Raw genomic sequence first — 20,845 nt, 5'->3', positions numbered from 1 at the left:
ATGAATTATGGAATAATAATAGTGGGATTGGCTCTGTTTGACCAAATTACAAAATACATAATTTATCAAGTTGCAAAAGGTCAAGCGGGGTTTTCAATCCCGATTATAAAAAATTTTTTTCACATTACTTATGTTGAAAATCACGGTATGATTTTTGGACTAGCGCAGGGGAAAATAAATGCAGTTACGATATTTAGTGTACTTTTGATTATTTTTATAATTTTTAGCGAATACAAAAATTTTAAGAATTATTCAAAATGGACAAAAGTCGGAATTTCTGTTATAGCCGCTGGAGCGTTAGGAAATATGATTGACAGAGTTTTTAGAAATTTTGTAATTGATATGATAGATTTTCGTGGAATTTGGAATTTTGTATTCAATGTTGCAGATATGTATGTTCATATTGGGATTTATATTATTGTTATTGATTATTTAGTAAGAAAATATAAAATAAAAAGAGGTAAATAGCGTGATTTTTGTTGCTGTTTATGGATTTTTCTTGCTTTTTCTTGTAGTGTTAATACTTACTGTATTTTTGACTATTATTTATTTTTCTAAGAATAATGTGTTAGTTAAACTAATTATTTGTGGATTTTTATTAATTTTTACTATTAATTTTTTCTATATCTGGTTTCCAATTAAAGAAAATACAGAATTGAAAATAGGAAGTTATTTACTTACAGCTGATTATAATGCGACTGTTCCTGAAGTAAGTTTTTCTTTAGGAAATAAAGGATATTTAAAAAAATTAAATAAAATAAAAGATAACTGGGTCGGTTATATTTATGATTTTGATGAAGCTGTATTAGAAAATTTAAGAGCTGAAGAGGAATTAGTTTCTTTATTAGAAGAAAAAGAAGTTGAAAATAATAGAATTGAATATAATAAAAATTCTGGTTATTTTATAATAAATTCACAAAATCAGCTGTTTCATTTGACAGAAGAACAGGCAAAAGAAAAACTGAAAGTAAAAAATCTTAATTTGAAAAATCCAGAAAAAATTATAAGAAAATATGGAGAAAAAAAAGAAAAATCAACATTTTACAAGATAATTGATGATTATTTTATACCATTTTCAGATAATGAAATTGGTATAATAGGTTATGAAGTAATCAAATACTTCGCTATTTTAACATTAATTTTGAGAATATTATATTTAAGAAAACTTTTAAAAAAAGAAATCAAGAGAAAGGATAGAGATAAATGACTTTTCAGGAAATTATATTAACTCTTCAAAAATTTTGGGGAGATAAAGGTTGTGTAATTGGGAATCCTTATGATGTGGAAACTGGAGCGGGGACTTTTAACCCTGATACGTTTTTGATGTCATTAGGACCAGAACCTTGGAATATTGCGTATGTTGAGCCATCTAGAAGACCAAAAGATGGAAGATATGGAGAAAATCCAAACAGAGTTTATCAACATCACCAATTTCAAGTAATAATGAAACCATCGCCAGAAAATATACAAGAATTATATTTAGAAAGTTTGGTTGCACTAGGAATTGATCCGAAAGAGCATGATATAAGATTTGTAGAGGATAACTGGGAAAGTCCTACATTAGGAGCTTGGGGACTTGGATGGGAAGTATGGTTAGATGGAATGGAAGTAACTCAATTTACTTATTTCCAACAAGTTGGAGGATTAGAAGTTGAAATTGTTCCATCAGAATTAACTTACGGACTTGAAAGAATCGCACTTTATTTACAAAATAAAGATGATGTAAAAGATTTAGAGTGGACAAAAGGTGTAAAATACGGAGAAAGAAGATTCCAATTCGAGTACGAAATGTCGAAATACAGCTTTGAAGTAGCCGATGTGCCAATGCACTTCCAATTATTCGATATGTATGAAAAAGAAGCATTAAATTGCTTGAATCATAACTTGGTATTACCAGCTTACGACTATGTGCTAAAATGTTCACACACATTTAACAATCTTGACGCAAGAGGTGCAATTAGTACAACAGAAAGAATGTCTTATATCTTAAGAGTAAGAGATTTAGCTAAAAAATGTGCCGAACAATTTGTGGCAGCAAGAAAAGAATTGGGATATCCATTGTTGAAAAAATAAGAAATATAAAAGGGGGCTTTTCAAAAGATTTTGAGAAGGAAGGAGTGTGCGATGAAACTAACAATAAACAATATCGGGAAATTAAAAAATGCTGAAGTTGTAATTGATGGAATAACGGTTATCACTGGTGAAAATGATACTGGGAAAAGTACAGTTGGGAAAGTTTTGTGGAGTGTTTTTAATGGATTTTATGAAATTGATGAGAAAGTTTATAATGAAAAAGTTTCTGAGTTAAAAAAAATTATAGATGAAATCATAAAAGAAAATGTTTATAAAAATCTTTCAACGGATTATAATTCTTTTTTTGAAATTTTTAACAGTACGGGGGAAAAAATTGCTATAGAATTTTTGAAGGAAAATAAAAATTATTCAGAAGATGAGATAAAAATTATAATTAATAATTATAAAAAAGATTTAAAAATTGAAAATATTTCAAAATTTGTTCAAGAAATAAATGAAACTTTAAAAATTTCAGACAAAGAAATCATAAAAGTTATTGTTTCACGAGTTATGAATAAGGAATTTCATAATCAAATTAACGCCGTTTTTTCTAAAGAAAAAATGAATATCGGAGAAATAAATCTTAAAATAAAAGATAAAGAAATAGATTTAAAAATTGAAAATAATGAAATTTCAGATGTTCAAAATTATTTTTTAATAAATAAAGAAACGATGTATATTGACAATCCATTTATTTTGGATAGTTATGATTTCGAGGATGAGAATCACCAGACACATTTAGCAACCAATGTTTTTTCAGAAAACGAAAATAGTGTTATTTCTGAAATAAAAGTGAAGAAAAAATTGAATAATATTTACCAAAAATTAAACAGTGTTTTGAGTGGAGAAATTTTGGAAAATAAAAATTCTAAATTTGTTTACAGAAAAAATGGTGAAGATATTGACTTAAAAAATTTATCTACAGGGCTTAAAACTTTTGCAATTATAAAAATGTTATTGCAAAATGGAACGTTGGAAGAAAATGGGACAATAATTCTTGATGAACCAGAAATTCATTTACATCCAGAATGGCAACTAAAATTTGCTGAATTGATAGTTTTATTGCAAAGAGAGTTTGGAATGCATATTTTATTGACAACACATAGTCCGTATTTTTTAAATGCAATTGAAGTTTTTTCGGAACGACATAAAATTGATGATAAATGTAAATATTATGTGGCTGAAAATGAAGGAAATAGCAGTATTATAAAAGATGTAACAGGAAATACAAGAGAAATTTATAGAAAATTAGCAAGACCGATTCAGGATTTAGAAAATATTAGATATAGCAGTGATTTAGATGAGTAAAAAAATTAATTTGAAAATATATAATACTTCTACATTAAAGCAAACTTCAAAAGATGATAACAATGAAGAATATATGACAGAAAGTCAAATTAAAGTAATTAATTTTGATAGTGTTGGAGGAGATAAGTACACTAGAAATAATAATTTGAGCATTCAGCTAAAAACAAATGATGTTTTATTTTTACATAGCGATAGAAGATATACTTTTATTGAATTTAAAAATGGGAAATTACTTGATAAGTCTAATAGAATTGATATAAAAAAATTAAAGGATATAGAGTTAAAGATTCTTAATAGTATGTTTGTTTTAGGAGATATTGAGGAAAAATCTTTAAATACTTTAAAAGAAATTACAAATTATATTTTAGTCTACAATGAAGAAAAAAATTCACCAAATGAAAAGAATTCCATTTCAGAGATTGGAAATTATTTTATAAATCAGGGAAGTAGTTTATCAGTTGGAGAAAATACTTTTGGTAAAGATGAAATCATTTGTTTTGGACTTGAAAAATTTAAAAATTATTGTTTTAAAAATGTACACACCTACTCAAAAGAGGAATTTGAGGAAAAATTTGTAAGAAAATATGAGAAATTAAAATAAAAAATAAAGTCTTTTTTACTTCTTTTTGGGCGAAAATTTATAAAAAATAAAAAAAGAAGAGTGTAAATACCGAAAGGAGTGAAAAAATTGAATTTTCTTTTTGAAATAGGATTAGAAGAATTGCCTTCGAGATATGTAGACGAGGCTGAAAGTAATTTGAAAAAAATTGCGGAAAAAGAGTTAAAAGAAGAAAGAATTGCGTTTTCAGAAATAGAGTCTTTTAGTACGCCTAGAAGAGTGGCGATTATTGTTAAAGATATTGCTGAAAAACAAGCAGATTTGGATAAAAAAAGTGTTGGACCTTCAGTGGAAATCGCTTATAAAGACGGAGCGTTGACAAAAGCTGGAGAAGGATTTATAAAATCACAAGGAGCGACACCTGATGATGTAAAAATTATCGAAAATGAAAAAGGGAAATATATTTCAATTGAAAAATTTATTGCTGGAAAACCTACAAAAGAAGTGTTGCCAGAAATATTGTCGAATGTTATTAAAAAAATCGAGTTTGAAAAATCAATGAAATGGTCAGATAGAACATTTAGATTTGCAAGACCGATAAAATGGTTTGTGACTTTGCTTGGAACAGAAGTATTGCCTTTTGAGTTTGAAGGATTAAAAGGTGGAAACAAAACTCGTGGAATGAGATATTTTGCACCACAAGATGTTGAAATTTCAAATCCTGACGAATATGTTTCAAAATTGAGAGAAAATAGTGTAATTGCTAGAAAAGCTGATAGAAAAGCAGAAATTTTAAAAAGTATAAAAGAAAATTGTGAAAATGATGGTGATGTTGCAATTATCAATAATTATTTATTGGAAGAAGTTGTGAATTTGGTGGAATATCCTTTTGCGATAAAAGGTGAGTTTAATCCTGATTATTTGGACCTTCCAGAAGATATTATTACGATAACTATGGAAACACACCAAAGATATTTTCCAGTGAAAGATGCAAATGGAAGATTGACAAATAAATTTATTGTAATTAGAAATGCACCTGAATATTCGGAAGTTGTGAAAAAAGGTAATGAAAAAGTTATCGAGCCAAGACTTGCTGATGCAAAATTCTTCTTTGACGAAGATTTAAAAGGTAAATTTGCCGATAATGTGGAAAAATTAAAAGAAGTTACATTCCAAAAAGATATGGGAACAATCTACGAAAAAATGCAAAGAAGTAAAAAAATCGCTGAATATTTGGCAGATGAATTGGGATATGGAGCGAAAAAGAAAAATATCTTAAGAACAGTGGAACTTTCAAAAGCAGACTTGGTTTCGAATGTAATTGCAGAAAAAGAATTTACAAAATTACAAGGATTTATGGGATCAGTTTATGCTGAAAAACAAGGTGAAGATAGAGAAGTGGCACTTGGAATTTTTGAACATTATTTGCCAAGATACCAAAACGATATTTTGCCGACAACTATTGAAGGAGCATTAGCTGGAATTGCTGATAAAATCGACACTGTAGTAGGTTGTTATTCAGTAGGTTTAAAACCAACAAGTTCAAAAGATCCTTATGCGTTGAGAAGAGCAGTTCAAGGAATCATTCAAGTAGCATTGGATTCTAAATTAGAGTTAAATTACGAAAAATTAGTCGAAAAGGCTTACGAAATTTTTGCAGCTGACAAAAAAGTGTTGGATAAAAATGTTGTGGAAAATGTGGTAGAATTGTTTAAACAAAGATTATCAAATGTTTTAGGTGAAAAATACAGCAAGGACTTGATTTCATATGAAATTAATCTTGAAAACAATATCGTAAAATTAAATGACAGATTGTCAGTGTTGTTGGAATTATCGAAAACAGAAAATTTCGAAACATTAATTAACTTATTAAAAAGAGTAAAAAATATAGTTAAAGATACCAAAGGTGAAACTGAAATTTCAGAAAACTTATTTGAAAAAGACGAGGAAAAAGCAATATTTGAATTAGGAAATGAATTGGAATTTCTTGAAAATGAAGAATTTGCAAATTACATTCAAGTTTTATTGAATAATGCAAATGTAATTAATAACTATTTCGATAATGTTATAATTAACGCCAGCGATAAAAAAATTAAAAATAATAGAATTGCTACATTGAAAAAATTGGAAAAATCAATTGACAAGATGATAAATATATAAAAATTTTTAAAAAAATTTAAATAGTTAAATTGCCAGTCAATATGGGGTTTTCGAATAAATTTCACAGTTAAATGATAGATAAATAAAATTTTAGTGTTGACTTTTTTTGCTAAAAATGTTATTATTTAAGTGTAAAACAAAGGTTAAGTTGAACTTGACCTAGTGCAAAATTAGCAAAAAAACTTGATTTTTTTGCTTAAATGGTGTATAATCACTTAAGTAAAGTTAGATTAAAAAATCCAAATTATTAAAAAGTTTTTTTAAAAAATCAATTAAGTTTTAGTTTTTTAAAATTTTTTATTTTGGATTAAGCATCTTGAAATATAACTGTTTAGGCACAATCAAGACAGTATAGTAACAAGATTTAAATAGAAAATTCAGGAGGAATTAAAATGAAAAAATTAGTTATTTTGGGAACAGCTTTATTAGCTTTGAATGCTGTAGCGTCTGAATTCCAAGTAAAAGGTGGATATGATTTCTACAGAAAATATAAATCAGGAGCAGATTATTGGAAAAATCCTGATTTTAAAGTAAAAAATGGTGCAACTGCTGGTGCTGAATACATCGTAGACAACCAAGGTGAATTTGAATGGGGATTAGGAGCAGAATATAAATTTGCTAATAACTCAGGAAAATTAAAACCTAAAAAAGACCAATGGAATGGTACTTATGCAAAAGCTAAAAAAATTGGTAGAGATGTACCAGTTTATGCTTTAGGTAAATTTAACTTAATTACAACTAACAATGGAAATGATGCTTTATATGTATTAGGTAGAGCAGGATACAATTTCGCTAAAGAATCAAAAGAAGCAAGAAAACAAGCAGGATTGGATATTAAAGGTGGATTATATACTGCAGCAGGAATTGGTACTGAATTTGGACCAGTTTCATTAGAAGCATTATATGAAAGATCTAGTTTTAAAGTATCTGACAAAACTCCAAATGCTGATGTAACTAAATACAGAGATCATTTAGATACAGTTGGAGTAAGAGTAGGTTATAGAATCGGTCAATTGAAAAATGACAGATCACCTAAAGTTATAACTCAAACAGTTGAAGTACCTGTACCAACTCCAGTTCCAGTACCTGATAAAACAATCGACACTGGTAGAAATGCTGCATTACCATTTAGCTGCTCAGTTGATGAGAAAAAATGTGTAATCAGAGGATTTAAAGTTGACGGAAGAGTACCTAACGAAACTGAACAAAACGACTTAAGAAGTATCGCAGGTGTAATTAACCAATTCGCTGACGGTGGATCAATTGATTTCGTTGGACATACAGATTCAACTGGATCAGCTGCTTACAACCAAAAATTATCAGTTGCAAGAGCACAAAATGTAGCAAGATTATTAAGAGAATATGGACTTAAAAATACAATTTCTTACGGAACAATCACTGGACAAGGTGAAGCTAATCCAATGGATACTAACGATACAGAACAAGGAAGATACAATAACAGAAGAGTTGAATTATTCTTCCAAAATGTTGACTTCCAAAATGTAAAATTCATTAACCAATAAGAATAATTAATAATTTGGGAACTATTTTAAATAGTTCTCAAATTTTATAATTTTTTTAAAATTATATTTAAAAAGAGGCGAAAGCCTTTTTTTTGTATAACAAAAAATGTGAGAAAAATTATTAAATATTTTCTTTTTTTTCGAAAAATGTGATATAATTTATTGTAATTGTGTATTTAGAAAAATTTAAAATAGAGATTATTTAAAAATTAAAAATTAAAAATTAAAATTTATAGATTTTAGAATCCTGCAACTTTAGTCGTGGGAGGTTCAGATATTAATAAAATAAATAGAAATAATTTTTTAATTGAAAAAGTGGAGAAAATATGAAAAATAATTTTAGAGAAAATTTATTGAGTGCAGAAAAAATGTGTGAGAAAATAACTGAATTAAAAAGGGAAGGGAAAAAAGTTGTTTTTACAAATGGAGTATTTGATATTTTGCACATAGGTCATTTGACTTATTTGGAGGAAGCTAGAAGTCTTGGAGATATTTTGGTTGTCGGTGTCAACAGTAATTCTTCTGTTAAAGTCAACAAAGGCGATAAAAGACCAATTAACGATGAAAAAAATAGGGCGTTTGTACTTTTGGGGACGAAGTTTGTGGATTTTACAGTTATTTTTGATGAGAAGACGCCGGAAAAACTTCTGGATATTTTAAAACCTGACATTCATGTGAAAGGTGGAGATTATAAGAAAGAAGATTTACCAGAAACAAAAATTGTGGAAAAAAATGGTGGAAAAGTTAAAATTTTATCTTTTGTTGACAATGTTTCCACAACAGATATAATTAATAAAATAATTAAAGTTTATTAAATAGTGCAAGAACACTCGCGACTTTAGTCGTGAGATGAATTGTACGAAAATTTTAGTAAGCATATAGGGAAACTTGTATGTAGACACGGATCAAAACCGTGCAACAAAGAAACTGAATTGCTGGGAACTCTTAAAGCTAGTATAACCACAACATAATACCTAAGTGAATGGTATAGGTGTGATGGTGGCGAAAGCAGAAAAAATATACTAGATGGTGCAAGGTTAAATCCTAAACATTATGATAATAGACAATCAGCAGCTAAACCTGAAAAGGAAAGTTCAACGACTATCCCTCGTGAGGGGAGTACAATACAAGCGATAGGTATTGGAAGTGGTTTCGCCTAAGTCCTTGAAATAGGATATGGATAAGATATAGTCTGTGCTTGTTAGAGATAACAAGAAGTTCATAAGAGAACTGCATAAGTAGTAGCGAACTTATGTGAACGACGCTTCCCACTGTTGTGGGGTTTTAAAAACTTTAAAAATATTTAAAAATATTACTTTTTTGACAGATAAAATGTAGAATACATGGTATAATATCTCTGATGAAAAGGAGGTGATATCTATGTATTTGACATTAAAACAACAAGTAAAACATCTTAGTAAAAAAGAATTTAAAATTTTGAAATATTTGTGCCATATAGCTAAGAATTTAAAGAATCAAGCTATATATAATGTTAGACAATACTATTTTGAAAATAAAAAGTATTTAAGTTATAACGAAAACTATAAAATGCTTAAAAATAGTGAGAACTATAAGAAGTTAAATTCTAATATGGCTCAACAAATTCTAAAAGAAGTAGACGGAAGTTTCAAATCATTTTTTGTACTTTTAAAACTTGCTAAAAAAGGTCAATATGATAATAAAAAATAAAATTACCTAAATATCTTGCTAAAGATGGTTTTACAACTCTTGTTATAGGTTTTGTTAGATTAAAAGATGATATTCTGATAGTTCCTTATTCAAATTTGTTTAAGAAAACTCATCAGGAAGTTAAAATTAAGCTGCCACCAGTATTGAAAGGCAAGAAGATAAAAGAGATTAGAATAATACCAAAACAACATTCTAGGTACTTTGAAATTCAATATACTTATGAAGTAGAGGAAGTTCAAAGGGAATTAAATAAAGAAAATGCACTAGGAATTGATTTAGGTATAGACAATCTTTGCACTTGTGTTACAAATACTGGAGCTTCATTCATAATAGATGGTAGAAAATTAAAATCAATAAATCAATACTATAATAAGACAAATGCAAAATTACAAAGCATTAAAGATAAGCAAAAGATAGAGCATATAACATTAAGGCAAAAGAGAATAGCTAGAAAGAGAAATAATCGTATAGAAGATTATCTTTCGAAAGCAGCAAGAATAATAATAAATTATTGTCTTAATAATGATATAGGAAGAATAGTTCTGGGATATAATGAAGATTTTCAAAGAAATTCAAATATAGGGAGTATAAATAATCAAAATTTTGTAAATATACCATATGGGAAATTAAGAGATAAATTAATATATCTATGTAAACTATATGGAATAGAATTTAAGCTGCAAGAAGAAAGTTATACATCAAAAGCAAGTTTCTTTGATGGAGATGAAATTCCAATATATGATAAAGAAAATCAAAAAGAATATATATTCAGTGGAAAAAGAATAAAAAGAGGACTATATCAAACAAGCATAGGTAAACTCATAAATGCAGATTGTAATGGAGCATTAAATATTCTAAGAAAAAGTAAAGTTGTGGACTTAAATGTCCTATACAATAGAGGTGAGCTGAACACACCTAAAAGAATAAGGGTAGTGTAAAGCTATCAAACTTCTTAGAAAATTTTTGAATATTTTTAAAAATTTTAGAACCCTGCGACTTTAGTCGTGGGAGGTTCAGAAAAAGTGAGATTGAAATATGAAAATAATGAATTTTGATGAAATAAATGATTTGGCAAAAAATTTAGCCAAAAAATTGGAAAATGGCGGATGTGTTGGGCTAATTGGAGATTTAGGAGCGGGGAAGACGACTTTTACTAAAAAAATCTGCAAGTATTTTGGCGTAACTGAAAATGTGAAAAGTCCGACATTTACTTATGTCATTGAATATGAGAGTGGAAGAAAAAAAATTAGCCATTTTGATGTCTACAGAATTAGCGATTCTGAAGAAATTTATGAAATTGGGTTTGAAGATTTTATTGGAGATGAAGAGAGCGTCGTAATTGTTGAATGGGCAGATAAAATTTTATCTGAAATGCCGCAAGATACGATTTTTATTGAAATTAATCATAATTCTGAAAACACAAGAAAAATTTCAGTTTATAAATTTGAAAATGGGGAAAAAATAGATTGTTTGGAAAAATTACAAAAATAAAAAAAATTTTAAAAAAAATAAAGAGAAAAGTAAAAAGATAAAAAATAAAAAATAAAAAATAAAAGAAACAATAAACAATAAAAAATAAAAAGTAAAAATAAAAATAAAAATAAAAATAAAACGAAAGAAACTAAAAGAAACTAAAAGAAACTAAAAAAACTAAAAGAAAAACAAATAAAGAAAGGAAAATCATGATAACTTTTGCAATAACTACGACTACTAAATTAGCTGGTCTTGCACTTTATGAAGATGACAAAGTTCTGGGAAAAATTCATATTGAAGTTGCAAAATCACATTCTACAACAATCTTGGAGCAAATTGAGTGTCTTTTGAAGTGGACTGGAAAAAAGCTAACTGATATAAAAAATGTGGTTGTGTCGATTGGACCTGGTTCTTTTACAGGTGTGAGAATAGCAATTTCTGTCGTAAAAGGGATTTTTTTTGGAAGAGATGATGTGACTTTTTATGAAGTTAATGAACTTGATGCGCTGGGATATCAGGCATTTTTTGATATTTGTGCAACTTGCAGCAATTTTTTGGATAAAAAAATTTATGCATTGATAGATTCGAGAAAAGAAAAAGTTTATTTTGCGGCTTATAAAGTTTTTGAAAATAAACTTGAGTTAGTGGAAGATTATAAAGTTGCTAAATTGGATGATGTAATCTTGGAAATTAAAAATCAAAAATTTGAAAAAAATGAAAAAAATAAAGAAATTGAAAAAGAAGATAAAAATAAAGATAAAGAAAGTAGAGAAATTAAAAAAAATAAAGAAAAAAATAAAAATAGTGAAATTTATATGATTGGAGATGCAGTTTTTAATTATAGAGAAAAGATAGAAGAAAATTTGGGACAAAGTATTCATTTATTTGAAGAAAAAAATTTGAAAATTGATGTGGCAACTTTTGTTCAAATGATGATTTCTGGAAAACTTGAAGACAAAAAAACTGATATTTTTAATTTAAGACCAAATTATTTGGAAAAATCACAGGCGGAAAGGGATAAGAAATAATGGCTTTAAAAAATTTTTTTAAATTTGGAAAAAAGAAGAAAAAAGAAGAGGAGATTGAAGAAACTAAAGAAACTGAAAAAACTGAAAAAATTGAAAAAAATATAGAAAACGAAGAAAATAAAGAAAATAAAGAAGATAAAGAAGAAAAAACAAAAAAAGGCAATGAAATTTCTGAAAAAAATAAAAAATTAAAAAATGAAAAAAAATCAGAAGAAAACAAAAATGAAAAAGGAAAAGAAGAAAAAGAAGCAAAAGAAAAAAAAGAAGAAAAAATTGAAAAAACTAAGAAAAAACCAAAGTTAAAACCACTAAAAGATAGACTTGCAACACCTAAAAAAGGATTTTTCTCAAAATTAAAAGAGATGTTTTTGGGAAAAACAATTGACGATGAACTTTATGAAGAGTTGGAAGAACTGCTTATTCAATCTGATATTGGAATGGATATGACGATGGAAATTGTAGCAGATTTGGAAAAACAAGTTGCCAAAAAGAGATTGAAAGCGTCGCAGGATGTCTATGAAGAATTGAAAGAATTGCTAAAAGATAAACTAGTTTACAACACTGAAGAAAATACAAAACTTGATATTCAAGATGGAAAACTTAATATTATTTTGGTAGTTGGAGTAAATGGAGTTGGAAAGACGACTTCGATTGGAAAAATTGCGAAAAAGTTAAAGGATGAAGGGAAAAAGGTTATAATTGGAGCTGGAGATACATTTAGAGCGGCTGCAATTGAGCAGATTGAAGAATGGGGAAAAAGAACTGGCGTTGAAGTTGTGAAACAATCTCATGGAAGTGATCCTGCGGCTGTCATATTTGATACGGTAAAAACCGCTAAAAATCGAAATTTTGATGTGGCGATACTGGATACAGCGGGAAGACTTCATAATAAAAGAGATTTGATGAAAGAGCTGGAAAAAATTAATAAAATTATAAAAGAACAATCGGGAAATGATAAATTTGAAACACTTCTTGTAATTGACAGCACGACTGGGCAAAATGGACTTGAACAAGCTAAAATCTTTAATGAAATTGTGGATTTAACAGGTATTATTTTGACTAAGTTTGACGGAACTGCAAAAGGAGGAATTATTTTTCCGATAACTAATGAACTAAAAAAGCCAATTAAATTTATTGGAGTTGGGGAAGGAATTGAAGATCTTAGAAAATTTGATTCTAAAGAGTTTGTAGAAGCGATTTTTTCTGATTAGTTTTAAAAAATATTTAAAAATAAAAATAAAAAATAAAAAAAGAAATGGAGTTGAAACAATGCCTAAAAATTTGTTAGAAAGTTTGAAAGCTAAAGCAAAAATATTGCAAAAAACAATTATTTTACCAGAAACGGAAGATCCAAGGGTGTTAAAAGTGGCTGAAAAAGTTATGAGTGAAGGTCTTGCGAAAATTGCACTTGTGGGAAGCGAAGAAAAAATAAAAAAAGAGGCGGAAAAATTGGGGGTAAATTTGGATGGAGCAATTTTTTATGATCCAAATAACTGTGCGACTATTGACCAAATGTCAGAAATTTTGAGAAAGAGAAGAGAAAAAAAAGGTATGACTTTTGAAGCGGCAAAAGCTACAATGTTATCAGATCCTAGATTTTTTGCAGCAATGCTTGTAAAACAAGGAAGAGTTGACGGAATGGTCGCAGGTTCGATTTCTCCGACTGCGCATGTATTAAGAGCAGCAATTTTAGTAATTGGACCAAAAGAAGGGCTTAAAACAATTTCAAGTTCGTTTGTTATGATAACTGACTCGGACTTTGGAGCAGATGGAACGCTTATTTTTACTGATGCGGCAGTTATTCCAAATCCAACTGCGCTGCAACTTGCGGATATAGCGATTTCAGCAGTAGAAAAAGCTAGAGTTACGGCTGGAATTAAAGAACCAAAAGTGGCATTTTTATCTTATTCGACAAAAGGAAGTGCAGATGGTGAATCAGTTAGAAAAGTTAGAGAAGCAATCGAAATTTTAGAAACTAAAAATGTTGACTTTGAATTTGATGGAGAAATGCAGTTAGATGCGGCAATTGTTCCAGAAGTGGCAAAACTTAAAGCGCCAAATTCAAAAGTGGCAGGAAATGCAAATGTATTGGTTTTTCCAGATTTAAATGCAGGAAATATTGGTTATAAATTGACTCAGAGATTTTCTCGTGCAAAAGCATTAGGACCATTAATTCAAGGACTTGCAAGACCTGTTCACGATTTGTCAAGAGGTTGTAGCGTGGAAGATATAGTTGAAGTTGTGGCAATTACAGCTGTTGAATCTGATGAATAATAATAATTAAGAATAAGGATAAGGATAAAGATAAATAAAAATTTTTGGAGGGAATAAATAAATGAAAATATTAGTTATAAATAGTGGAAGCTCGTCGTTAAAGTTTGAATTAATTGATATGACAAATGAAAAATCAATTGCGAAAGGACTGTGCGAGAGGATAGGAATTGCAAATCCGATGATCAGTTACAAAAATTTGATAAAAGATATAAAAATAACTGAACAGCCAGAACCTATGGACGATCATAAAATGGCAATTGACGCTGTATTAAAACTTCTTCAGGACGATAGCATGGGAGTTATTAAAAGTGTTGATGAAATTGATGCGATAGGACACAGAGTTGTGCAAGGAGGAGCTTATTTTAAAGATTCAGCTTTAGTTGATGAAAAAGTTATTTCATTGGTTGAAGAACTTGGGGAACTTGCTCCACTTCATAATCCAGCTGCGGCAATGGGTGTGAGAGTTATGATGGAATTACTTCCTGATAAAAAAAATGTTGTTGTATTTGACACTTCGTTTCATCAGACAATGGAGCCAAAAGCATATATGTACGCTTTTCCATATGAAGACTATGAAGAGTTAAAAGTTAGAAAATATGGTGCACATGGGACTTCACATAGATATGTGAGTGAAATTGCAGCTCAAATGCTTGGGAAAAAAGATTCTAAAATAATAGTTTGCCATCTTGGAAATGGAGCTAGTATAACAGCTGTAAAAAATGGAAAAGTTGTAGATACTTCGATGGGTCTAACTCCACTTGCTGGAGTTATGATGGGAACTAGAACTGGAGATGTGGATCCATCGGCAGTTGTTTACATTATGGAAAAAAGAGGTTTGACTCCAAAAGAAATGAATACGAGAATGAACAAACAGTCTGGAATTAAAGGAATTTTTGGACCTAGCTCAGATTTTAGGGACTTGGCAGCTGGAGTTGAAGAAGGAAATGAAAAAGCAAAATTGGCATATGAAATGTTTTGTTACAAAATAAAATCTTATATTGGAGCTTATGCCGCTGCAATGAATGGACTTGATGCAATAGCATTTACAGGTGGAATTGGAGAAAATGCTTTTTATGCGAGAAGAGATATTTGTAGGGATTTGACATATTTAGGAATTGATTTGGATGAGGAAAAATCAAGTAAATGGTTACCAGGAAATGTAGAAATTACTAAAGAAAATTCTAAAGTAAAAGTTTATAAAATTGAAACAGCAGAAGAAATAATGATAGCAAGAGATACTTATAGACTTACAAGAGAAAGTTAGGAGAAAAAATGGCAAGTTTAAATATAATTTACTATTCGGCAACAGGGAATACTGAAGAAATGGCAAAAAATATTGCTCAAGGTGCAAAAGATGCGGGAGCAGATGTGAAAGTGATAAATGTGGAAGAAGCTGATGAAAATTCAATAAATGCTGATTTTTTGGCATTTGGTTCACCTGCTTCAGGAGCAGAAGAAATAGCGCCAGAAATGGTTGAATTTATCGAAACAAATAAAGATAAAATTTTTAATAAAACAGTTGGACTTTTTGGCTCTTACGATTGGGGAACTGGAGTTTTTATGGAAAATTGGGTGGAACAATTAACTAGTGAAAATTTTTCAATTGTAGGAGAAGGACTTATAAATCACCTGGCGGTTGACGATGACGAAAAAATTGAAAAGTGTAAGGAATATGGAAGAAAAATAATATTATAGCAAAAATAAAAAAAGGGGGATTTTTTCCTCCTTGATTAAATAAATAAAAAAAATTTTTATCTTTTCAGACATATTTTATTTTGCCAATAATTAATAATTCTTGATATTAAATAAGAAATGTGGTACCATTAAATATAAACTATTTCAAAAACATAAGTTTTCGGAGGAAAAATTTGGGAAATTTGATATTACAATTTTTTATGATGGTCTTTGTTGGAACACTTATTGGATGGTTTACGAATTACTTAGCCATAAAATTGCTTTTTAGACCATATAAAGAGATGAATTTTCTCTTTTTTAAAATACAGGGATTAATTCCCAAAAGAAGAGCGGAAATATCTTTAAATATAGCCGATGTTGTGGAAAAAGAGCTGATTTCTGTGGATGATATCGCAGATAAAATTGAAGAAATGGAACTTTCAGATGAAATTATTGATAAGTTATTAGATAAAGTTATTGGAGAAAAATTGCAAAAAAATATATTGGATAAAAATCCGTTATTAAAAATGTTTATAAATGATAGCGTGATTGAAAAGATAAAATCTTATTTTAAAAAGAGCATTTTGGAAAATAAAGAAGAAATTATTGGGGAAATTATAAAAATAGGAAAAGAAAAAATAAATTTTCGTGAAATTATTTTGGAAAAAATGGAAAATTTTTCTTTGCAAGAAATAGAAGAAATTATTTTAAGAATTTCAAAAAATGAACTAAAGCATATTGAAATAATAGGTGGAGTTCTTGGGGGAATTATCGCAGTGTTTCAATTCTTATTGATGGTGGCACTAAAAGCGATATAAGTTTTGAGAGAGGGAGAAAAGATGGAAAAAGAAAGAGTATTGGCACCCGATGAACTGGGAGAGGACAATATTCAAAAGTCACTTAGACCAAAAACTTTTAGCGAATATATCGGTCAAGAAGATTTGAAAAAAAAAATGAACATTTTTATAAAAGCGGCAAAAATGCGAAATGAAACTGTGGACCACATTTTGCTATATGGACCTCCAGGACTTGGAAAGACGACACTTGCAGGAGTGATTGCAAATGAGATGGGAGTAAATTTAAAAATTACAACTGGACCAGTTTTGGAAAAATCAGGGGATTTGGCGGCAATTTTGACTTCGCTTGAAGAAAATGACATTTTATTTATTGACGAAATTCACAGATTAAATACTTCAGTTGAAGAAATTTTGTATCCTGCGATGGAAGACAATGAAATTGATATTTTAATTGGAAAAGGACCGTCAGCTAGAAGTATTCGGATTGAGTTGCCAAAATTTACATTAATTGGTGCGACGACTAAAGCGGGACAACTTAGTACGCCACTTCGGGACAGATTCGGTGTGACACATAAAATGGAGTTTTACAATCTTGATGAGCTTACAGAAATTGTTCGAAGAGGAGCTGAAATTTTAAGCATTTCGTACGATGAAGACGGAATTAGCGAGATTTCTAAAAGAAGTCGAGGAACGCCTAGAATTGCGAATAGACTTTTGAAAAGAGCAAGAGATTATGCACTTGTTGAAGGAAATGGAGTTTTGGACAAAAAAAGTGTAAATGGGATTTTAAAACTTTTGGGAGTCGATGAAAATGGCTTGGATGAACTTGACAGAAAAATTTTAAGTTCAATAATTGATGTCTATAACGGCGGACCTGTTGGAATTGAGACATTATCACTTTTGCTGGGAGAGGATAGACGAACAATTGAAGAAGTTTATGAGCCGTATTTAATTAAAATTGGATTTATAAAGCGGACACCCCGTGGAAGAGTTGTAACTGAAGCTGGTTACAGACATTTAGGAATAAAAAAAATACTGGAAGAATAAAAATGAGGTGAAAAGCTGTTGTTGACAGTGATAGCAGAAAAGAAAAATATTAGTGATACAAAAATTATTATTGATAATAAATTGGATTGCGGACATATTCAAAATGTGTACAGACTTCAAATAAATGATGAATTGAGAGTTATTGACGGCGAATTTGAATATTTGACAAAAATTTTAAGCATTTCTAAAAAAGAAGTCATTTTAGAAATAATAAAAAAAATGGAGGACAATTATTCGCTTGATGTGAATATTGACATGGCGATAGGAATTTTAAAAAACGACAAGATGAATTTAGCGATACAAAAATTGACGGAAATAGGTGTTAATAAAATAATTCCGTTAAAGACAAAAAGAGTTGTTGTAAAAATTAATGAAAAAAAAGAAAAATGGGAAACTGTTGTAAGAGAAGCGCTAAAACAATGTAGAGGAGTGAAATTTCCCAAAATTTCAGAAATAAAAAAAATTTGTGAAATTGACTACGAAAAATATGATAAAATAATATTTGCCTATGAAAATAGTGAAAATTCAAAGTCGATTTTTGAATTAATTGATGAAAAAGATAAAGATATTTTGTGTGTAATTGGACCAGAAGGCGGAATTACCGAAGAGGAAGTTGATTTTTTGAAAGAAAAAAATGCTTTTGAAGTGAGTCTTGGCGCTAGAATTTTAAGAGCTGAAACAGCTTCAATTGTAGTTGCAGGAATTATTTCAAATTTAAATTTAAAATAAAAAATTAAAAAACTAAAAATAATAAAAAACAAAACAAAATTAAATTAAAGAAAGGAAAAAGAGAAAATGAGTGAAATAAAAAATGAATTTGGTGCAGAAATTCAACAAATAATTGACATTATGGAGGACAAGAAAGCGCAGGACATAAAAGTATATGATATGCGTGGAAAATCACCATTTTTTGATTATTCGATACTTTGTACTGGAAGTTCAAGTAGAAATATTGAAGCGATTGCGACAGATGTAAAAAAAAGTTTGGAAACGGTTAGAAGTGTTGAAGGACTGGAAGAAGCTAATTGGGTTTTAATTGATGCAGGAGATGTGATTGTTAGTATATTTAGTAAAGATGCGAGAGATTATTACAAATTAGATGAATTTTACAACGGAGTAAATGGAAAAAATAAAGAAAACGAAGAAAATAAAGAAATTGATGAATAAAATATTTTAAAATAAATAAAAAAATAAAGACAAGGCAAAAAAAGAAGGAAAAAAAATGAGAGAATTAGACAAGGAAGAAAAAAATCCAAGGTTTATTGCTTTTATTATGCTTGTAGGAATAGGATTTTTAGTATTAATTTCAAAATTATTTATTTTACAAATTTTAGAAGCTTCTAAATATGAAGAAAGAGCACAGCAAAATAGAATTAGAACAAATATAATAAAAGCTAACCGTGGTGAAATTTACGATAGAGAAGGTCATTTACTTGCAAAAAATATGACAGGATATCAATTGGTTCACATTGGGACAAAAACGCTTGATGCAAATGATGTAAAAATATTGAAAGAAATGAAAAATATGAATCCAGAGCAAATTCATGCAAGACTTTCAAGTGAGAAAAAGAAAAAAGCTAAGGACTTGGAAGAGACAATGCTTGATATTAAAAAAATTAATGAAGTGACTGGAACAAATTTGGACGACATAATTGATAAATTTTTTAAAGAGCAAAGACTTGGAACGGATAAAAAAATATTGGTTATTGAGGATTTGGACAAAAATGTTGCATTAAAGGCTATTGAAAAATTGGATAACGATAGAATTGACATAGTTGAATATAATAAGAGATTTTATCCTGAAGACACAATAGCATCTCATGTTATAGGTTATGTAAAACCGATAAGTGAAAAAGAATATAACGAGTTAAAAGACAAAGGTTATCAAAATAGTGACCTAATTGGGAAAAAAGGTGTTGAGCGTTCTTATGACAAAGAGATGAAAGGTCAGGATGGAAAAGAGAGTATTGAAGTTGATGCAAAGGGGAATATAATAAGACAAATTTCCACAAACGAAAGTATTGCTGGAAAAAATGTATATTTGTCACTCGACTTTGACTTGCAAAAAGCTATGACAGAAGCATTTAGCGGGAAAACTGGTGCATTTATTGCAATGGAAGCGAAAACTGGGAAAATAGTTACTTTTGTAAGCAATCCTGAAATAAGCTTGAATTTGATGAGTTCAAAAATTCCTGGAGCTCAGTGGAACGCTTTGGTAAATTCTAAATCAAAACCACTTGTAAACAAAGGAATTGCAGGACTTTATCCTCCTGGATCGACATTTAAGGCAGTAACTGGTACAGGAATATTGGAATCTGGAATTTCTCCGTATGCAACAGTAAATTCTACAGGACAATATAGATTTGGAGGTTCAGTATTTAGAGATTCGCATAAAGCTGGACATGGTATAACTAACTTTGCCAAATCTATCGAAGAATCAGTAAATACATACTATTATGTATTTTCTCAAAAAGCTGGAATAAAAAATATTGATAAATATGCTAAAGAATATGGAATCGGTCAAAAAACAGGAATTGACATACCTGGAGAATCTACGGGAACATTGCCAAGTCCTGAATGGAAAAAGAAAAGATTTAAGAAAAAACAAGATCAAAAATGGCTTCCAGGAGATTTAATCAATATGTCAATAGGACAAGGTTATGTGCTTGTTACACCAATACAAATTGCTTCAGTTTATCAGACAATTGCAAATAACGGTGTGCAGTTAAAACCAACTGTTGTAGACAGATTTGTAACTTATAACGGAAAAGTTGAGGTAAATCAGCCAAAATTTTCGAGAAAATTAAATGTAAGTCCAAAGACAATAAAATTGTTGCAAAATGCATTGAGACTGCCAGTAATGGGTTCAGGTGGAACAGCGAAAATACTTAGAATAGACGGTTATCCTGTTTCTGCTAAAACAGGTACGGCACAAAATTCTGGATTTGGAGATAATCACTCGTGGATAGCTGGATATTTTCCATCAGATAAACCACAAATTGTATTTGTTTCGGTTGTAGAAGGTGGAGGATATGGTGGAGTCGCCTCTGGAGAAATGGCTAGAGTCTTTATAAATAAATATAGAGAAAAATATGTTTTAAAAGTAAAACAAAAAGATAAAGATAAAACACAAGATGATAATAAAAATAGCAAAAATAATAAAAATAACGAAAATGATAAAAATAATGGAAATAATGGAAATAAAAAAGGATAAAATTTGAAAATATAAAAATATAAAAA

At 29.2% G+C, this 20,845-nt stretch carries 20 protein-coding genes and 1 pseudogene; all 21 read left to right on the top strand.

What is annotated here, in order from left to right:
• The 21 genes and pseudogenes from lspA to mrdA all read left to right on the top strand — a co-directional run bounded on the left by lspA (nucleotide 1) and on the right by mrdA (nucleotide 20,819).
• A complete protein-coding gene (lspA, locus tag J5A73_RS09000; RefSeq protein WP_211615117.1) occupies nucleotides 1-468 on the top strand; it encodes a signal peptidase II in 468 nt (155 codons plus the stop codon).
• Nucleotide 469: 1 nt separating this feature from the next.
• Nucleotides 470-1,207 (top strand): hypothetical protein, encoded by a 738-nt coding sequence (locus J5A73_RS08995; RefSeq protein ID WP_211615114.1) that lies wholly within the window; start codon nucleotides 470-472, stop codon nucleotides 1,205-1,207.
• Complete coding sequence (gene glyQ, locus J5A73_RS08990; protein WP_211615112.1) at nucleotides 1,204-2,073, top strand: glycine--tRNA ligase subunit alpha; 870 nt, start codon at nucleotides 1,204-1,206, stop codon at nucleotides 2,071-2,073. The genes J5A73_RS08995 and glyQ overlap by 4 nt, the downstream gene beginning before the upstream one ends.
• Before the next feature lie 51 nt (nucleotides 2,074-2,124).
• Entirely contained in the window at nucleotides 2,125-3,381 is a 1,257-nt protein-coding gene (locus tag J5A73_RS08985; protein ID WP_211615110.1) for an ATP-binding protein, read from the top strand.
• A complete protein-coding gene (locus tag J5A73_RS08980) occupies nucleotides 3,374-3,982 on the top strand; it encodes a hypothetical protein (protein WP_211615107.1) in 609 nt (202 codons plus the stop codon). Before J5A73_RS08985 ends, J5A73_RS08980 begins: the two co-directional genes overlap by 8 nt.
• Nucleotides 3,983-4,069: 87 nt before the next feature.
• Nucleotides 4,070-6,100, top strand: coding sequence for a glycine--tRNA ligase subunit beta (gene glyS / locus J5A73_RS08975; RefSeq protein WP_211617418.1), 2,031 nt, complete (start codon nucleotides 4,070-4,072; stop codon nucleotides 6,098-6,100).
• 392 nt (nucleotides 6,101-6,492) lie between these two features.
• Nucleotides 6,493-7,623 carry an OmpA family protein gene (locus tag J5A73_RS08970; protein ID WP_211615104.1) on the top strand — a complete coding sequence of 377 codons (1,131 nt, stop codon included), beginning with the start codon at nucleotides 6,493-6,495 and terminating at the stop codon, nucleotides 7,621-7,623.
• A gap of 326 nt (nucleotides 7,624-7,949) precedes the next feature.
• Nucleotides 7,950-8,438, top strand: a complete 489-nt coding sequence (gene rfaE2 / locus J5A73_RS08965; RefSeq protein WP_211615102.1) for a D-glycero-beta-D-manno-heptose 1-phosphate adenylyltransferase — start codon at nucleotides 7,950-7,952, stop codon at nucleotides 8,436-8,438.
• A gap of 39 nt (nucleotides 8,439-8,477) precedes the next feature.
• On the top strand, nucleotides 8,478-8,594 hold the full coding sequence (locus J5A73_RS08960) for a MarR family transcriptional regulator (protein ID WP_211615099.1): 117 nt from the start codon (nucleotides 8,478-8,480) through the stop codon (nucleotides 8,592-8,594).
• Between the two features lie 409 nt (nucleotides 8,595-9,003).
• Nucleotides 9,004-10,250: pseudogene (locus J5A73_RS08955) on the top strand (RNA-guided endonuclease InsQ/TnpB family protein).
• A gap of 97 nt (nucleotides 10,251-10,347) precedes the next feature.
• A complete protein-coding gene (gene tsaE, locus J5A73_RS08950; protein WP_211615096.1) occupies nucleotides 10,348-10,803 on the top strand; it encodes a tRNA (adenosine(37)-N6)-threonylcarbamoyltransferase complex ATPase subunit type 1 TsaE in 456 nt (151 codons plus the stop codon).
• Between the two features lie 191 nt (nucleotides 10,804-10,994).
• Nucleotides 10,995-11,813 carry a tRNA (adenosine(37)-N6)-threonylcarbamoyltransferase complex dimerization subunit type 1 TsaB gene (tsaB, locus tag J5A73_RS08945; protein ID WP_211615087.1) on the top strand — a complete coding sequence of 273 codons (819 nt, stop codon included), beginning with the start codon at nucleotides 10,995-10,997 and terminating at the stop codon, nucleotides 11,811-11,813.
• A complete protein-coding gene (gene ftsY, locus J5A73_RS08940; protein ID WP_211615085.1) occupies nucleotides 11,813-13,024 on the top strand; it encodes a signal recognition particle-docking protein FtsY in 1,212 nt (403 codons plus the stop codon). The genes tsaB and ftsY overlap by 1 nt, the downstream gene beginning before the upstream one ends.
• Before the next feature lie 58 nt (nucleotides 13,025-13,082).
• Nucleotides 13,083-14,087, top strand: a complete 1,005-nt coding sequence (pta, locus tag J5A73_RS08935) for a phosphate acetyltransferase (RefSeq protein ID WP_211615083.1) — start codon at nucleotides 13,083-13,085, stop codon at nucleotides 14,085-14,087.
• A gap of 61 nt (nucleotides 14,088-14,148) precedes the next feature.
• Nucleotides 14,149-15,351, top strand: coding sequence for an acetate/propionate family kinase (locus J5A73_RS08930; protein WP_211615081.1), 1,203 nt, complete (start codon nucleotides 14,149-14,151; stop codon nucleotides 15,349-15,351).
• An 8-nt stretch (nucleotides 15,352-15,359) separates the two neighbouring features.
• The gene (locus tag J5A73_RS08925) at nucleotides 15,360-15,782 is read left to right on the top strand and encodes a flavodoxin domain-containing protein (RefSeq protein WP_211615078.1); all 423 of its coding nucleotides are present in this window, start codon (nucleotides 15,360-15,362) and stop codon (nucleotides 15,780-15,782) included.
• 173 nt (nucleotides 15,783-15,955) lie between these two features.
• The gene (locus tag J5A73_RS08920) at nucleotides 15,956-16,579 is read left to right on the top strand and encodes a DUF445 domain-containing protein (RefSeq protein ID WP_211615075.1); all 624 of its coding nucleotides are present in this window, start codon (nucleotides 15,956-15,958) and stop codon (nucleotides 16,577-16,579) included.
• 21 nt (nucleotides 16,580-16,600) lie between these two features.
• Complete coding sequence (ruvB, locus tag J5A73_RS08915; protein ID WP_211615072.1) at nucleotides 16,601-17,605, top strand: Holliday junction branch migration DNA helicase RuvB; 1,005 nt, start codon at nucleotides 16,601-16,603, stop codon at nucleotides 17,603-17,605.
• An 18-nt stretch (nucleotides 17,606-17,623) separates the two neighbouring features.
• Nucleotides 17,624-18,334, top strand: a complete 711-nt coding sequence (locus J5A73_RS08910; protein WP_211615069.1) for a 16S rRNA (uracil(1498)-N(3))-methyltransferase — start codon at nucleotides 17,624-17,626, stop codon at nucleotides 18,332-18,334.
• A 66-nt stretch (nucleotides 18,335-18,400) separates the two neighbouring features.
• Entirely contained in the window at nucleotides 18,401-18,772 is a 372-nt protein-coding gene (rsfS, locus tag J5A73_RS08905; protein ID WP_211615067.1) for a ribosome silencing factor, read from the top strand.
• Between the two features lie 55 nt (nucleotides 18,773-18,827).
• Nucleotides 18,828-20,819, top strand: coding sequence for a penicillin-binding protein 2 (mrdA, locus tag J5A73_RS08900; protein WP_211615063.1), 1,992 nt, complete (start codon nucleotides 18,828-18,830; stop codon nucleotides 20,817-20,819).
• Nucleotides 20,820-20,845 lie beyond the last annotated feature (26 nt).

This window comes from Leptotrichia sp. oral taxon 218 (assembly GCF_018128225.1).
Taxonomy (GTDB): domain Bacteria; phylum Fusobacteriota; class Fusobacteriia; order Fusobacteriales; family Leptotrichiaceae; genus Leptotrichia.
Note: the sequence above shows the minus strand (reverse complement) of the source record. Positions and strands in the feature narration are given on the sequence as shown.

Coding starts and splice junctions, on each gene's coding strand:
- glyQ (WP_211615112.1), top strand. CDS start 1,204: ATGACTTTTCAGGAAATTATATTAACTCTTCAAAAATTTTGGGGAGAT.
- tsaB (WP_211615087.1), top strand. CDS start 10,995: ATGATAACTTTTGCAATAACTACGACTACTAAATTAGCTGGTCTTGCA.
- J5A73_RS08980 (WP_211615107.1), top strand. CDS start 3,374: ATGAGTAAAAAAATTAATTTGAAAATATATAATACTTCTACATTAAAG.
- rsfS (WP_211615067.1), top strand. CDS start 18,401: ATGAGTGAAATAAAAAATGAATTTGGTGCAGAAATTCAACAAATAATT.
- J5A73_RS08930 (WP_211615081.1), top strand. CDS start 14,149: ATGAAAATATTAGTTATAAATAGTGGAAGCTCGTCGTTAAAGTTTGAA.
- J5A73_RS08925 (WP_211615078.1), top strand. CDS start 15,360: ATGGCAAGTTTAAATATAATTTACTATTCGGCAACAGGGAATACTGAA.
- ftsY (WP_211615085.1), top strand. CDS start 11,813: ATGGCTTTAAAAAATTTTTTTAAATTTGGAAAAAAGAAGAAAAAAGAA.
- J5A73_RS08970 (WP_211615104.1), top strand. CDS start 6,493: ATGAAAAAATTAGTTATTTTGGGAACAGCTTTATTAGCTTTGAATGCT.
- lspA (WP_211615117.1), top strand. CDS start 1: ATGAATTATGGAATAATAATAGTGGGATTGGCTCTGTTTGACCAAATT.
- ruvB (WP_211615072.1), top strand. CDS start 16,601: ATGGAAAAAGAAAGAGTATTGGCACCCGATGAACTGGGAGAGGACAAT.
- pta (WP_211615083.1), top strand. CDS start 13,083: ATGCCTAAAAATTTGTTAGAAAGTTTGAAAGCTAAAGCAAAAATATTG.
- mrdA (WP_211615063.1), top strand. CDS start 18,828: ATGAGAGAATTAGACAAGGAAGAAAAAAATCCAAGGTTTATTGCTTTT.
- J5A73_RS08985 (WP_211615110.1), top strand. CDS start 2,125: ATGAAACTAACAATAAACAATATCGGGAAATTAAAAAATGCTGAAGTT.
- tsaE (WP_211615096.1), top strand. CDS start 10,348: ATGAAAATAATGAATTTTGATGAAATAAATGATTTGGCAAAAAATTTA.
- rfaE2 (WP_211615102.1), top strand. CDS start 7,950: ATGAAAAATAATTTTAGAGAAAATTTATTGAGTGCAGAAAAAATGTGT.